This is a genomic window from uncultured Microbacterium sp., from assembly GCF_964244775.1.
Taxonomy (GTDB): domain Bacteria; phylum Actinomycetota; class Actinomycetes; order Actinomycetales; family Microbacteriaceae; genus Microbacterium.
In genome coordinates, this window is the sequence record NZ_CAXTJR010000003.1 from 357,226 (window position 1) to 372,033 (window position 14,808).

The window sequence follows — 14,808 nt, forward strand, 5'->3', positions numbered from 1 at the left end:
GCAATGCACCCTCGATCTCCGCAATGCACCCTCGATCTCCGCAATGCACCCTCGATCTCCGCAATGCACCCTCGACCGTCGTAGTGCACCCTCGACCGTCGTAGTGCACCCTCAGGTGAGGGTGCAATGCGAAAAGTGAGGGTGCATCACGGAGCGCAGGCGCGCGCACGGGGGTGCCAGACTGGACGAATGAGCCTGCACATCACCGACGATGCCGCCGCAGACGAACTGCTGAGCACCAACCCGCTCGCCCTCCTGATCGGGATGCTCCTCGACCAGCAGGTTGCCATGGAGACCGCGTTCTCGGGACCGCTCAAGATCCAGCAGCGCGTCGGGGAAGTGGATGCTGCGACCCTCGCCGGCTACGACCCCGACCGGTTCGCTGAAGCGTTCAAGACCACACCCGCGGTGCACCGCTACCCGGGGTCGATGGCCGAGCGGGTGCAGTCGCTGTGCGCCACGATCAAGGACGACTGGGGCGGCGACGCGTCGGCGATCTGGACCAGGGGATCGCCGAGCGGCGCCGAGGTGCTGAAGCGACTCAAGGCCCTACCCGGCTTCGGAGAGCAGAAGGCCAAGATCTTCCTCGCGCTGCTGGGCAAGCAGTGCGGCTTCGACGGCGCCGGCTGGGTCGAGGCATCCGCTCCCTACGGCGAATCGGGGTCGTTCCGCTCGGTCGCCGACATCGTCTCGCCCGACTCGCTCACCAAAGTGCGCGCGCACAAGCAGGAGATGAAGGCGGCCGCGAAGGCCGCGAAGGGCTGACTCCGCCCCAGCCCGCCCAGCGCTACGCGCCGCCCAGCGCTACGCGCCGCGCAGGCGCTCGGCGAGGTAGGCGTGCAGTTCGGCCAGCGGCACGCGCTCCTGGCCCATCGTGTCGCGATCGCGGACGGTGACGGCGCGATCCTCGAGCGAGTCGAAGTCGATCGTGACGCAGAACGGCGTGCCGATCTCGTCCTGGCGGCGATAGCGGCGGCCGATGGCGCCGGCGTCGTCGAAGTCGATGTTCCACTCGCCGCGCAGGTCGGCGGCCAGTTCGCGCGCGATCGGCGAGAGCTGCTCGTTGCGCGACAGGGGTAGGACGGCGACCTTGACGGGGGCGAGGCGCGGGTCGAGCTTCAGCACCGTGCGGGTGTCGGTGCCGCCCTTCGCATTCGGCGCCTCCTCCTCGTGGTAGGCGTCGACGAGGAATGCCATCATGGCGCGCGTCAGCCCGAACGACGGCTCGATCACATAGGGCGTGTACCGCTCACCGCTGGCCTGATCGAAGTAGCTGAGCGATTGACCGGATGCCTCGGAGTGATTGTTCAGGTCGAAGTCGGTGCGGTTCGCAATACCCATGAGCTCGCCCCACTGCTTGCCCGGGAACCCGAACTCGTACTCGACGTCGATCGTGCCGTCGGAGTAGTGCGCGCGGTCGTCTTCCGGAACGTCGAAGCGACGCAGGTGCGCCGGGTCGATGCCCAGATCGACGAACCAGTCCCAGCACGCCTGCACCCAGTGGTCGAACCATTCCTGCGCCTCGGCGGGCGGCACGAAGTACTCGATCTCCATCTGCTCGAACTCGCGCGTGCGGAAGATGAAGTTTCCCGGGGTGATCTCGTTGCGGAACGCCTTGCCGACCTGGCCGACGCCGAACGGCGGCTTCTTGCGGGCGGCGGTGAGGACGTTCGAGAAGTTCACGAAGATGCCCTGCGCGGTCTCGGGGCGGAGGTAGTGCACGCCCGCCTCGTCGTCGACCACTCCGAGGTAGGTCTTCATGAGTCCGGAGAACGCCTTGGGCTCGGTGTATTGGCCCTTCGTGCCGCAGTTCGGGCAGGGGATCTCCGCCAGACCGGTCTCGGCCTTGCGGCCCTTGCGCGCCTCGAAGTCTTCGATCAGCGTGTCGGCGCGGAAGCGCTTGTGGCAGTGCAGGCACTCCACGAGCGGGTCGGTGAAGGTGGCGACGTGGCCGGATGCCTCCCACACGCGCTTGGGCAGGATGACCGACGAGTCCAGGCCTACCATGTCGCCGCGCCCGCGCACGAACGTCTGCCACCACTGACGGCGGATGTTCTCCTTGAGCTCAGTGCCGAGGGGGCCGTAGTCCCACGCCGAGCGGGATCCGCCGTAGATCTCGCCCGCCTGGAAGACGAACCCGCGATGGCGGGCGAGGGCGATGACTTTGTCGAGGCGGGACTGTTCGGCCACGGTGGCTCCAATGGTCGGATGCGGGGAAGTGTCGCGGATTCGCGGGACAGCGCGCCTACGGAAACAGCGGGCGCGGCATCCTCGATTCTACCGGGCCGCCCGCCCGCGTCTGAGGGGCGAAGGCGGTCAGCCCGACGCGGATTCCTACGGCGCGATCCCGCACCACGTACCGACCCAGGCGAGGATCTGATCTCTGACCTCGGCCGACATGCCCAGGTCGATCTCGCCGGGGGCGTCATCCTGCTCGACCGCGAGCGAGAAGAGCGTGCCCGACCTGTCGTTCTTCAGGGCGAGCGCGTTGCACTGCATGGGCCGCAGAGGCACGTGCACGACGACCGGGGGGCCTGCGACGGTGGCGTCGACACCGATCGGGAAGACCGTCGCCGAGGCGCCCGAGCCGTTGTCGAAGCCGAGCAGGCTCGTGCCCTGGATGGCGACGATGCGCGCCTCGCCGTTGCCGGTCGGACGGATGCTCAGTGCGAGGTCTGCCGGCTGCCCGGGTGCCGACGCGGTGAACGACGCGACCGACAGCGAGGCGGTCTTCGCGACGCGCTCGGCGAGGCACTCGCGGGCGTACAGGTCGTCCAGGAACGGGACGGGAGTCGAGACGGGCTCGGTGGCCGTCGCGATGCTCGCGCCCAGCTGATAGTGCACCGTGACGGTGGTCGTGCTCGGCGGCTCGGTCATGGTCGCCGTGGACGACGGGCTCGGAGACGGGGAAGCGCTCGGAGCGCTGGTCGCCGTGGCGAGCGGCACGGGCTCGGGGGTCGGGGTGGGCGTGGGCGTGGTGAGCGATTCGTCATCGGCGGAGCACTTCATCAGCGGGAGCTGGATGCGGATGTCGGCGGTCACACCGGGCGAGATCGTGGTGCTGAGCCCGTCGAGGCGACGCGCGACGCCGGCGAACCGCGGGTCATCGACGCGCACGGCCGAGATCGTCAGCACCTCTGGGCTCGAGTTGTGCACGAGGATCTGCGCCTGGCGGGTGGCGACGTCCGATCGCAGCTGCATCATCGTCGCCGACACCCCGGTCGGCAGCGCAGTGGCCGACGGGCGCGGTCGCGGGGCCTCGCCGGCGCAGCCGCTGATCACGAGAGCGAGGGTGAGGATGCCGGCTGCCAGCGCTCCGACCCGGATGCGCCCGCTCACCGGTGCAGCGTCTCTCGCGCGACGGTGAAGCCCTCGAGCGCGAGTCTATCGATGTCGACCCCGATGCCCGGTCCGGTCGGAACGCGCACGTGCCCATCCTCGAGCACGGCCGGCTCGGTCACGATGTCGCGCTCGTAGAACCGGCTCGACGCCGAGATGTCGCCGGGGAGCGTGAAACCCGGCAGCGCGGCCAGGGCGGCGTTCGCGGCGCGGCCGATGCCGGTCTCGAGCATGCCTCCGCACCACACCGGGATGCCGGCATCCCGACACAGGTCATGGATCCGCACCGCCTCGAGGTACCCGCCGACCCGACCCGCCTTGATGTTGATGACGGATGCCGCGCCCAGCGCCAGCGCGTCGGCCGCGGCCTTGCGGGAGGTGATCGATTCGTCGAGGCAGACCGGGGTGCGCAGCTGCCGGGCGAGGGTCGCGTGGTCGACGATGTCGTCTTCCTGCAGCGGCTGCTCGATCAGCAGAAGGTCGAACCGGTCGAGCTCGGCGAGGATCTCGACGTCCTGAAGCGTGTACGCGGAGTTGGCATCGACCTGGAGCGGGATCGCGCCGAAGGCCTCGCGCACCGCCGCGGTCTCGGCGATGTCGCGACCGGGCTTGATCTTGATCTTGATGCGGGCGTATCCCTCGTCGAGGTAGCCGCCGACTGCGGCGACGAGGGCGGCGGCGTCGCGCTGGATGCCGACGCTGACGCCGCTCGGAACCCGGTCGTGCACCGCGCCCAGGTAGTCGCCGAGGGTCCGGCCCGCTGCGCGCAGCGCGGCATCGAGGACGGCCAGCTCGAGCCCGGCTTTGGCCATGCGATGACCGATCACGGGTGCGAGCACTGCCGAGACGTCTTCCGGGCCGAGAGTCCGGCGGTCCAGCAGCGCGGGAATGAGGTGCCGCGCGGCGACATCCCACGCACCCTGCGTGTACTCGCTCGAATAGTGCGGCTCGGCGCCCGTCACGATCTCGCCCCACCCCTCACCGTCGGCGGTGAACGCACGCACGATGATGACCTCGCGCACCGACTCGGTGCCGAAACTCGTGGTGAACGGCGCGACGAGAGGAAGGTGCAGGACGCGCAGCTCGATTCCCTCGAGCGCTACCGGGGGGACGGAAGGCGCGGGCATGCGTTCAGGTTATCCCGCGCCATCGGGGTCATTCCTGTGAGCGGGCCCGGTGCGCACACGACCGTTATCGGAGAGTGACCCCGCCGCGATCTCGCGACCGGCGAGAGAGGGTGGCCGCCGCCGCGCTCGATTCGAGCGCCCCCAGAGGCGGCGGCCACCGGGGAGAGACCAAGACTGCGTCGTGGTGCGACCGGATCGCTCCGGCCTCCCCTCACCACGACGTGCTCTCGTCCACCCCCGTGGACGGAGCGTGGCCCCTCACATCAAGGTTCGCCCCAGCGAACCCTCCGCGACATGGGCCTGAGTCGCCATCGCCAGCGACCTGGGTCTCGGGTTGCGGACACCGTGCGATTGCGCATCATTCGGTTATCGCGCGAGCGCGACGGTCGGGGCAGCCACGAATGTCGATCGAGCACGCCGCGGATTCCCGCCGCGCGCGGCCCGCCGGGCCAGAGCTCGGTGGATCGCCCTCGCGACGGCGTTGCGACCGACGGGCGCGTGTGTGGTGCTCATGATGTCTCCTGCTCGGATCGCAGCCTCGGGGTGAGATGCGACCAGCCACGTCGTATGACGTGCCTTCTGCAGGAAAGAGTGGCGTTCGGTCTCGGCGATACATCGCGATGCCGATCGATCCGTCAGGTGCCGATCGCCCCATCGGGTGCCGATCGCTCGGGCGATCTCAGCCCCAGGGCGAACCCGATGCGTCATCGGCGCGCGGCGGACGAAGCGCCGCGGGCGCCGGCCACGGCAGCAGGATGCTCTGACTGGGCGCATCGATCGCGCCGAAGTCGTCGGTCTTCACGACGGTCCGCCCCGACTCGTCCACGCGCCCGGGCACGACCTCGACGATCCGCACGCGCAGTGCCGGGGCATCCGCGCGCTCCAGCATCCAGACGTCTGCGAGGAAGGCGAGCCCGCGCGCCTCGAGGACTGCTTCGGCGTCGAGCCACTCCATCGCGCCGTCGACATCGGCCCCGACGACGTCTCGGCCGAGGATGTCGACAGCCGCCCACGCGTCGCCCTCGGGCCGGATCCAGCCGACGACCTCGCCGTCCTCACGCCGGTGCGCGGTCCAGTCGTCGGGGATCATCCGTCCACGGTAGCCGCCGGACCCGCCGGCGGCCGGACCCGCCGGTCAGCCGAGCTCGGCGAACGCCCGCACCGGGAAGGTGCCGAAGCCCTCGACGGCGGGAGGGGCGGCCGTGAAGCGCGCGCCGTGCGAGGGGAGGGTTCCGAGGTTGGTGAGGTGCTCGACCACGTGGACGCCGGCCGCGAGCAGCAGCGTGTGCGCGGGCCGCTCGCCGCCCGACTCCGTATCGTCGATGTTGAGCGAGTCGATGCCGACGAGGACGACACCGCGGGATGCCGCGCCCGCTCGCTTCTTCGGAGGTCGGCGGTTCTCCGGAGAACCGTGGCAGAAAGCATCCGCACCTGTGCAGATCTCCGAGGTTGCCGCGAACAAGGGGTGACGGCGGTCAGGGGCGACGGCGGTCAGGGGTGTCGGTAGTCAGGGGCGACGGCGGTCAGGGGCGACGGCGGTCAGGGTCGCACGAAGAGGTAGCCGCGCTCGTCGTCGAACCCGCCGATCACCAGGCCGTCGGCCAGATGCCCCACGAGCGCGTCGCGCACGTGGGTGCGCCAGGCCGCAGCATCCACCGGCGATGCCGCGCGCACCGCCGCGATGTCCTGCGGGACGGGCACCGACGCCACGACCCGGTCATCGTCCGGCGTCGGAACCGGCGGGGCGGCGAGCGCCCACGACACCATGATGCGGTCGGATTCGTCACCGCGGTTCACGCCGTCGTCCATGGGGCCGTACTGATCGACGAGGTACTCGGTGACCCGCGCCCCGAGGACCCGCAGGTTGAAGTGGGCGTTGCGGGCGACGAGAGGATCGAAGGTCCACGTGATGTGGCCGACATCTCTCGCGAGCGCCCACTCGCGCTGGTGCTGCTTGAGCACGCGCCCGAGTCCCTGGTCCTGCAGCGCGGGAAGCACTCCGGTGATGTGGGAGTGCATCGAGCGCGCCGCGGGGGCGGCGAAGAAGGCGACGGATGCTCCGACCATGCGAGCTCCGTCGTACAGACCGACCGCGTAGTTGCCGGAATGCGCGAGCGCTCGCAGCAGGTTGGCAGGCATCCCCGACCGGTCGCCGCCCCACACCTCGGCCAGCAGCGCCGAGGCCTCGAACACCTCGGTCACGCTCGCAAGCGGGCGGATCGCTATGCCGGGCGGGGCGAACTGGGAGTCGTGCATGCGCCCAGTCTCGCACCACGCCGATAGCCTCGAAGGATGGGATCACGGGAAGAGGACGCGCGAAGACGCCTCACCCGGATGCCGAAACAGGGCGTGATCGTCGCGGTGCTGGCCTATACGGGCCTCGTCTCGTCGTTCATGTTCACGCTCATGGTGCCGATCCAGTCGAAGCTGCCGGAGCTGCTGAACTCGAGCCGCGACGACACCGCCTGGGTCGTGACCTCGACCCTGCTCGCCGCCGCGGTCATCACCCCGATCGCGGGGCGATTGGGCGACATGTACGGCAAGCGCCGCATCGTGCTGGTGCTCCTCGGCGTGATGGTGGCGGGTTCGGTCGTCGCCGCGTTCTCGCCCGGCATCATCGGCATCATCGTCGGCCGCACCCTCCAGGGCGCGATCGTCGGAGTCGTTCCCCTGGGCATCTCGATCCTGCGGGATGTGCTGCGCGAGAACCGCGTGGACTCGGCGATCGCCCTGATCAGCGCCACCCTGGGCGTCGGCGGCGCCCTGGGACTGCCGATCAGCGCGCTGATCACCGAGCGCAGCGACTGGCACTTCCTCTTCTGGGCGGCAGCGGGCCTCGGTGTCATCGGCTTCGTACTCGTGCTGTGGATCGTGCCCGTGAGCGTCTTGCGCACCGCGGGTCGGTTCGACTACGTCGGCGCGGCAGGCCTGGCGGTGGGACTGATCGGCATCCTGCTCGCGATCTCGCGCGGCAACTCGTGGGGGTGGACCTCGCCTGCGACGCTCGCCACCGGCCTCGGCGGCATCGTCGTGCTGCTGCTCTGGGGATGGTTCGAGCTGCGGATCGCCGAACCGCTGCTCGACCTCCGGGTCGCTGCCCGCCCCGCGGTGCTCCTCACGAACATCGCCTCGGTCGCGATGGGCTTCTCGCTGTTCGCCTCTAACGTCGTCTACCCGCAGATGCTCGAGCTGCCGCTGGCGACCGGCGCCGGATTCGGCCTGTCGCTCCTGGCCGCGAGCTTCATCATCATGCCGTCCGGCGTGGTCATGATGGTGCTCTCGCCGGTGGCCGGCGGTCTCGCCCGACGCACCGGGCCCAAGCTGCTGTTGATCATCGGCGCCGCCGCGCTCCTGGCGGCCTACTCGTTCTCGCTGCTGTACTCGACCGAGGTGTGGCACATCGTCGTCGCGAATGTCCTCATCGGAGTGGGCATCGGGTTCGGCTACGCCTCCATGCCGATGCTGATCATGCGCTCGGTGCCGCAGAGCGAGACGGGTGCCTCGAACGGCCTGAACGCCCTGTTCCGCTCGCTCGGCACGAGCGTCGCCGCAGCCGTGGTCGGCGCGGTCCTCGCGTCGAACTCGATGAACTTCGAGGGGGCGCAGGTGCCGACCTCCACCGCGTTCACACAATCCCTCGCGCTCGGCGGCATCGCCGCGATCATCGCGCTCGTGGTCGGGCTGTTCATCCCGACCCGTCGCGCCGCCCAGGAGCGGCATCCCTCACTGCCGCAATAGAGCTCGCAGACGCGACCGCGCTCCACGTGCGCCGACGCATCGGCGGCGCTACCCTGACGTCATGAGCGCGAAGGACGACTCCCCCGAGCAGGTTTCCGCAGTGCTGCCGACCGGCACCGAGGGCGACGACGACAGGCGCTTCTTCGGGCAGCCGTTCGCCCTCGCCCACATCTTCGGCGTGGAGATGTGGGAGCGGTTCAGCTTCTACGGCATGCAGGGAATCCTGCTCATCTACCTGTACTACTCGGTGGCGGAGGGCGGGCTCGGCATCGACCAGGCCGTCGCGACCGGCATCGTCGGCGCGTACGGGGGCCTGGTCTACCTCTCGACGATCCTCGGTGCGTGGCTGGCCGACCGGCTGCTCGGGTCGGAGCGCGTGCTGTTCTTCAGCGCGATCGTCATCATGGCCGGGCACATCGCCCTCGCCCTGATCCCCGGGGTGGGCGGCCTCGGCGTAGGACTCGTGATGGTCGCGATCGGCTCGGGCGGGCTCAAAGCGAACGCGACCTCGGTCGTCGGCACGCTGTATCAGCCGGGTGACCCGCGGCGGGATGCCGGGTTCTCGCTGTTCTACCTCGGCATCAACCTCGGTGCTTTCTTCGGACCGCTGCTGACTGGCATCGCGCAGACGACGTGGGGCTTCCACGCCGGGTTCCTGCTGGCCGCGATCGGCATGGCGATCGGGCTCGTGCAGTACTCCTTCGGGCGCAGGTCACTCCCCGCCGAATCCCGCGTCATCCCCAACCCGCTTCCGAAGAATCGCTACGGCGTGATGATCGGCATCGCTGTGGCGGGCATCGTGCTGATCACGGTGCTGGTCCTGGTCGGCGTGATCCGGGCCGACAACCTCGCGAGCGTCGCGATCATCGTGACGATCGTCGCCGCGGTGGCCTACTTCGCAGTGATCCTGGCCTCACCACACGTCTCGAGCATCGAGCGGTCGCGGGTGTTCGGGTTCATCCCGCTCTGGATCGTGAGCGTCGGATTCTGGTCGCTGTACCAACAGCAGTTCACCCTGCTGACGATCTACTCCGACCAGAAGCTCGACCGGTCGATCTTCGGCTGGGAGATGCCGGTCTCGTGGGTGCAGTCGATCAACCCGATCTTCATCATCGTGCTCTCGGGGGTGTTCGCGGCGCTCTGGACGAAGCTCGGCACCCGCCAGCCTTCGACGCCGTTCAAGTTCGGCCTCGGCGCGATCGTCATGGGCGTCGCGTTCCTCCTCTTCCTCCCGTTCGCCGGTGGAGGAGCCAACTCGACGCCGCTGCTGGCGATCGTCGGCATCCTGTTCGTCTTCACGATCGCCGAGCTGCTGATCTCGCCCGTCGGGCTGTCGGTGTCGACGAAGCTCGCGCCACAGCACTTCCACACCCAGATGGTCGCGCTGTTCTTCCTGTCCGTCGCGCTGGGATCGGCGATGGCCGGGTGGCTCGCGCAGTTCTACAACCCCGACGACGAGCTGCCCTACTTCTCGATCCTCGGCTTGATCGCGATCGCGATGGGCGGGGCGCTGCTGCTGGTGATCAAGCCGATCCTGGCGCTCATGCGGGGCGTCCGGTAGGGCGCGCGCCCCGCGTCGCGCCCCGCGTCGCGCGCTTCGAGCCGCGAGAAACCATATCCGCGACGAGACATCACGCGAGGGGTGGTGTCTCGTCGCACAACTGGTTTATCGGCGCCGGCCGGCAGGGTCGGCGCCGCTCGGGCTACACGAGCCTCAGCTCGGCCTCGATACGGTGCGCTGTGTCGACCAACCTCGGCAGGTAGGCCTCGATGATGTGCTCGACCGCGTCGCGCGTCGCGCTGGTCGAGACGTTCAGGGCCGCCACCACCCGCCCGTCGCGCCCGTGCAGCGGCACGGCGATCGATCGGAGTCCTCGCTCAAGCTCGCCGTCCACGAGCGACCAGCCCTGCACGCGGACATGGGCGAGTTCGGCGCGGAGCGCTGAAGGATCGATGACGGTGCGATCGGTCAGAGCGGTGAGATCGGATGCCGCAAGCACCGCGTCGGCCGCTGCCTCCGGCATCCCGGCCAGCAGAACGCGCCCCATCGACGTCGCGAACGCGGGGAACCGAGTGCCGATCGTGATCCGCACGCTCATGATGCGCCGCGTGGGGACGCGGGCGACGTAGACGATATCGGTGCCGTCGAGCACAGCGGCGGACACAGATTCGCCGATCTCGTGCGAGAGCCGCTCGAGGTGCGGCTGCGCGATCTCGGGGAGCGACAGCGCGGAGAGGTAGGAGAAGCCGAGCTCGAGGACGCGGGGCGTCAGGGCGAAGGATCTGCCGTCCGACCTCACGTAGCCGAGCGTCTCGAGCGTGAGCAGGAATCGCCGGGCCGCCGCTCTTGTGATCGACGCGCGGCGCGCGACCTCGCTGAGGGTGAGTTCGGGATGCTCGGCATCGAACGCGCGGATCACTTCGAGGCCGCGCGCGAACGACTGCACGAACTCGCCGGACTCAGGGGTGCTCACGGGTTCATCCTCGCGCAGCTGAGCCCGATGCGACGTACTACGCGGGCCCGAGGGATCTCGATACGCTCGCAAGCTCGCTACTCGATCACCGCGGCGTGGGGCTTCACCGCTCCAAGACGACCGCGAGCCCCTGACCCACTCCGATGCAGATCGCCGCGACGGCGACTCCGCCCCCGCGACGCTTCAGCTCGTGCGCGGCGTGACCGATGATGCGCCCACCCGATGCACCCAGCGGGTGGCCGATCGCGATCGCCCCGCCGTGGATGTTCACCCGCTCGGGGTCGAGCTCGGGCCATAGCGCCAGGCACGCCAGGCTCTGCGACGCGAAAGCCTCGTTGAGCTCGACGAAGTCCACGTCAGCCCAGGTGCGCCCCGCCCGCGCGAGCGCGCGATTCGCCGCCTCGACGGGCGCGACGCCGAACACGTCGGGGTCATTGCCGAACACACCCCGGCCGGTGATGCGGGCCAGGGGCTCAGCATCCAGTGCACTCTCCGCCCCCAGCAGCACGGCTGACGCGCCGTCGTTGATGGGCGACGAGTTGCCCGCGGTCACCGTGCCGTCGGCGGCGAACGCGGGCTTGAGCCCGGCGAGCACCTCGACGGTCGAGTCGTCGCGGATGCCTTCATCCCGCGTCAGCTCGTGACCCTCGACCTGCACGATCTCGTCGTCGTACACGCCGGCGGCCCACGCCGCCGAGGCGAGACGGTGGCTGCGGGCCGCGAACGCGTCCTGCGCTTCGCGTGACAGACCGTAGATCGACGCGAGCTTCTCGGCGCTCTCACCGTTGGAGATCGTCCAGTCCTTGCGCAGGCGCGGGTTGGTCATCCGCCACCCGATCGCGGTGTTCCACATCGTCTGGTTGCCTGCGGGGAAGGGGCGCTCGGCCTTCTGCACGACGTACGGCGCCCGGCTCATCGACTCGACGCCGCCGGCGAGGATGATCTCGGCATCCCCCGCCTCGATCGCGCGGCTGCCCTGGATCACCGCTTCCACCGCCGAGCCGCAGAGGCGGTTGACCGTCACGCCCGGGACGCTCGATGGGAAGCCCGCCAGCAGCGCGCCGAACCGTGCGACGTTGCGATTGTCCTCGCCCGCCTGGTTGGCGTCGCCGAAGATCACATCGTCGATACGCGCGGGGTCAAGGCCGGTGCGCTCGGCGGCGGCGCGCATGACGACGGCGGCGAGGTCGTCGGGGCGCACGTCGGCGAGCCCTTTGCCGTACCGGCCGAACGGGGTGCGGACGGCATCGAAGATGTAGGTGGCAGCCATATCAGTTTCCTTTTGGGGATGCCGCGGCATCCGAATCCGTCAGCGTCAGGCCGGTGAGCTCTGAGAGGGATTCGACCGTGTTGTCGCCGAAGGCTTCGCGCACGCGGAACCCCTCGGGCGTGACGTCGAAGATCGCGTGGTCGGTGTAGACGCGGGTCGCGCAGCCGACGCCGGTGAGCGGATACGTGCAGCTCTCGACGAGCTTGGAGTCGCCCTGCTTGGTCAGCAGGTCGGTCATCACGTACACGTCTTTGGCGCCGATCGCGAGGTCCATCGCGCCGCCCACCGCCGGGATCGCGCCCGGCGCACCGGTGGACCAGTTCGCGAGGTCACCGCGCTGGCTCACCTGGAAGGCGCCGAGCACGCACACGTTGAGGTGCCCGCCGCGCATCATCGCGAACGAGTCGGCGTGGTGGAAGTACGAAGAACCGGGCAGTTCGGTGACCGGCTGCTTGCCGGCGTTGATGAGGTCAGGATCGATGAGGCCGGGCGCGGGTTGCGGGCCCATTCCCAGCATCCCGTTCTCGGTGTGCAGGATGATCTCCAGCCCTTCCGGCAGGAAGTCGGCGACGAGCGTCGGGGCCCCGATGCCGAGGTTGACGATCGCGCCTTCGGGGATGTCGGCGGCGATCTTCGCGGCCAGGTCTTGACGCGAGATGCGGGTGCTCATGCCGATGCCTCCTCAAGTGCGTCGCCGGCGAGACCTTCGCCTTCGAGACGTTCGCCTTCCACGCTGACGCCGCCGATGAACCGGCCGTCTTCGAGCCAGCGCCGCTGCCCGACCGCGACGAGGCGGTTCACGTAGATCCCCGGGGTGACGACCGCCTCCGGGTCGATCGAACCCAACGGCACGATGGTGTCGACCTGGGCGATCGTCGTGGCCGCCGCGGCGGCCATGATCGGGCCGAAGTTGCGCGCCGTCTTGCGGTACACCAGGTTGCCCCAGCGGTCGCCCTCGAGCGCGCTGATCAACGCGAAATCAGCTCTGATCGGGTATTCCAGCACGTAGTCGCGACCGTCGATCGTGCGCTCCTCCTTGCCTCCGGCCAGCTCGGTGCCGACGCCGGTGGGGCTGAAGAACGCGCCGATGCCCGCTCCGGCCGCGCGGATGCGTTCGGCGAGATTGCCCTGCGGCACGAGCTCCAGCTCGATCTTGCCGGCGCGGTACAGGGCGTCGAACACCCACGAGTCGGACTGCCGCGGGAACGAGCAGATGATCTTGCGCACGCCCCCGGTCGCCAAGAGCGCCGCAAGACCGGTGTCGCCGTTGCCCGCGTTGTTGTTCACGACCGTGAGGTCGCGGGCGCCGCGGGCGATCAGCGCGTCGATGAGTTCGACCGGCTGACCGGCGCGGCCGAAACCGCCGATCATGACGGTCGCACCGTCGGGGATGCCGGCGACGGCGGTCGCAGCATCCGTCACGGTCTTATCGATCATTCCGGTCCCATCGCTTCTCGAAGGTGTTCGCTCTGCGAACACTCGTTCGCCTAGCGACTAGTCTACCCGTCTACTGGAGATTGCGGACGGGCCTATGGCTCGAGGGCGAGGGAGGCGGCGATCGGCACGATCTGCTCGCGCAGCCGGATGATCTCGCGCGCGTGCTCGCCCAGGCGCACATCCTCGTCGGTCGAGGCAGTCCACAGCGGCACCGGCATCGCCACACCGCCCGGGCCCGGCACGACGAACACGCTCATGCAGAGGGTTGTGAGCGTCCGCTCGTGCGGCGCGCGCGGATCTGCGGTGACGACGCGCGTGCTGATGTGCATGCTGTGACCGCCCGTGTAGATCAGGCGGGCGTCGATCTCGACGAGGTCGCCGATGCGGACAGGGGCGAAGAAGTGGATGCCGCCGGAGTACACCGCGACAGCGTGATCGGCGAGTTCGGCATCGCCGAGCCACCCCACGGCGCACGCATACGCGGCCTCATCGATCCAGCGCATGACAGTGCCACCGTGCGCCTTGCCGCCCCAGTTGACGACCCCCGGCGGCACGAGGAACCGCAGCACCGTGCGGGGAGCCTCGGATGCCTCGGTGTAGCGCTCTTGAAGCATCAGGCGCTTGATCTCGGTGCGGGCCGGAATCCGTTCGAGCGCCCCGGCGGCCAGCGTGCGATCCGAGCGCGAGCGCGGCTGCCAAGGGGGAACCGGAATGGGCCGGCCGCCAGCATCCTTCGCGACGAAGATGAGGATGCACGTCGTCGCGGGCGAGTAGGCGCGGCTGCTCACATCCGCCGACGAGACCGTGACGACGACGTGCATGCTCGAACGGCCGGTGTGCACGAGCCGCGCCTGCACCTCGATGAGGCTGCCCGGGGCGATGGGCCGGCGATGCCGCACGTTGCCGACGTATGCGGTCACGCAGTAGGCGCCCGACCACCCGACCGCGCAGGCGTAGCCCGCTTTGTCGATCCACTCCATGACACTGCCGGCGGCGACCGAGCGACCGCCTGACGCCGTGTCGGCGGGGGTGGTCATGAAGCGCAGCGTGATCCGATCGTCGCGCCCGGCGACGGTCGAGGCCGTCGTGGTGCCTGGCGTCGTGGTGCCGGGCGTCGTGGTGCCTGGCGTCGCGGTGCCTAGCGGCGTGGTGCCGGACGGCGTAGTCACGACGCCAGCATAGAGCGACCCCCGCCCCGCAATGCACCCTCGAGCGTCGCAATGCACCCTCGAGCGTCGCAATGCACCCTCGACCGTCGCAATGCACCCTCGACCGTCGCAATGCACCCTCGAGCGTCGCAATGCACCCTCGCCGAGGGTGCATTGCGGGAACCGAGGGTGCATTGCGGGAACCGAGGGTGCATTGCGGGAACCGAGGGTGCATTGCGGGAACCGAGGGTGCATTGCGGGAACCGAGGGTGCAT

At 69.4% G+C, this 14,808-nt stretch carries 14 protein-coding genes; 3 read left to right on the top strand and 11 right to left on the bottom strand.

Features of this window, described 5'->3' with window-relative positions; translation table 11 throughout:
• Window positions 1-189 precede the first annotated feature (189 nt).
• On the top strand, window positions 190-765 hold the full coding sequence (locus ACFE6Z_RS08750) for an HhH-GPD-type base excision DNA repair protein (protein ID WP_375385339.1): 576 nt from the start codon (window positions 190-192) through the stop codon (window positions 763-765).
• A 39-nt stretch (window positions 766-804) separates the two neighbouring features.
• Here the strand turns inward: ACFE6Z_RS08750 and ACFE6Z_RS08755 are convergent, their stop codons facing one another.
• From ACFE6Z_RS08755 to ACFE6Z_RS08780, 6 genes are all read right to left on the bottom strand, one after another.
• On the bottom strand, window positions 805-2,190 hold the full coding sequence (locus ACFE6Z_RS08755) for a glycine--tRNA ligase (protein WP_375385340.1): 1,386 nt from the start codon (window positions 2,188-2,190) through the stop codon (window positions 805-807).
• Between the two features lie 144 nt (window positions 2,191-2,334).
• Window positions 2,335-3,339: a hypothetical protein gene (locus ACFE6Z_RS08760; RefSeq protein WP_375385341.1), complete on the bottom strand. Its 1,005-nt coding sequence runs from the start codon at window positions 3,337-3,339 to the stop codon at window positions 2,335-2,337.
• Window positions 3,336-4,466: an o-succinylbenzoate synthase gene (menC, locus tag ACFE6Z_RS08765; protein ID WP_375385342.1), complete on the bottom strand. Its 1,131-nt coding sequence runs from the start codon at window positions 4,464-4,466 to the stop codon at window positions 3,336-3,338. Before menC ends, ACFE6Z_RS08760 begins: the two co-directional genes overlap by 4 nt.
• A 679-nt stretch (window positions 4,467-5,145) precedes the next feature.
• Window positions 5,146-5,556, bottom strand: a complete 411-nt coding sequence (locus tag ACFE6Z_RS08770) for a hypothetical protein (RefSeq protein WP_375385343.1) — start codon at window positions 5,554-5,556, stop codon at window positions 5,146-5,148.
• A 45-nt stretch (window positions 5,557-5,601) separates the two neighbouring features.
• Window positions 5,602-5,928 (bottom strand): hypothetical protein, encoded by a 327-nt coding sequence (locus ACFE6Z_RS08775; protein WP_375385344.1) that lies wholly within the window; start codon window positions 5,926-5,928, stop codon window positions 5,602-5,604.
• 77 nt (window positions 5,929-6,005) lie between these two features.
• Entirely contained in the window at window positions 6,006-6,722 is a 717-nt protein-coding gene (locus tag ACFE6Z_RS08780) for a GNAT family N-acetyltransferase (RefSeq protein WP_375385345.1), read from the bottom strand.
• Window positions 6,723-6,800: 78 nt separating this feature from the next.
• On the opposite strand from ACFE6Z_RS08780, the gene ACFE6Z_RS08785 reads away from it, so the two are divergent.
• Complete coding sequence (locus tag ACFE6Z_RS08785) at window positions 6,801-8,204, top strand: MFS transporter (protein WP_375385361.1); 1,404 nt, start codon at window positions 6,801-6,803, stop codon at window positions 8,202-8,204.
• A gap of 61 nt (window positions 8,205-8,265) precedes the next feature.
• A complete protein-coding gene (locus ACFE6Z_RS08790; protein ID WP_375385346.1) occupies window positions 8,266-9,765 on the top strand; it encodes a peptide MFS transporter in 1,500 nt (499 codons plus the stop codon).
• Between the two features lie 142 nt (window positions 9,766-9,907).
• On the opposite strand, the gene ACFE6Z_RS08795 is transcribed toward ACFE6Z_RS08790, so the two are convergent.
• The 5 genes from ACFE6Z_RS08795 to ACFE6Z_RS08815 form a co-directional block, all read right to left on the bottom strand.
• Window positions 9,908-10,678 carry an IclR family transcriptional regulator C-terminal domain-containing protein gene (locus tag ACFE6Z_RS08795; RefSeq protein WP_375385347.1) on the bottom strand — a complete coding sequence of 257 codons (771 nt, stop codon included), beginning with the start codon at window positions 10,676-10,678 and terminating at the stop codon, window positions 9,908-9,910.
• A 103-nt stretch (window positions 10,679-10,781) separates the two neighbouring features.
• A complete protein-coding gene (locus tag ACFE6Z_RS08800; protein WP_375385348.1) occupies window positions 10,782-11,948 on the bottom strand; it encodes a thiolase family protein in 1,167 nt (388 codons plus the stop codon).
• 1 nt (window position 11,949) lies between these two features.
• Entirely contained in the window at window positions 11,950-12,618 is a 669-nt protein-coding gene (locus ACFE6Z_RS08805) for a 3-oxoacid CoA-transferase subunit B (RefSeq protein ID WP_375385349.1), read from the bottom strand.
• Window positions 12,615-13,385 carry a 3-oxoacid CoA-transferase subunit A gene (locus tag ACFE6Z_RS08810; protein ID WP_375385350.1) on the bottom strand — a complete coding sequence of 257 codons (771 nt, stop codon included), beginning with the start codon at window positions 13,383-13,385 and terminating at the stop codon, window positions 12,615-12,617. The genes ACFE6Z_RS08805 and ACFE6Z_RS08810 overlap by 4 nt, the downstream gene beginning before the upstream one ends.
• A gap of 92 nt (window positions 13,386-13,477) precedes the next feature.
• Entirely contained in the window at window positions 13,478-14,554 is a 1,077-nt protein-coding gene (locus ACFE6Z_RS08815) for an acyl-CoA thioesterase (RefSeq protein WP_375385351.1), read from the bottom strand.
• Window positions 14,555-14,808: the final 254 nt, after the last annotated feature.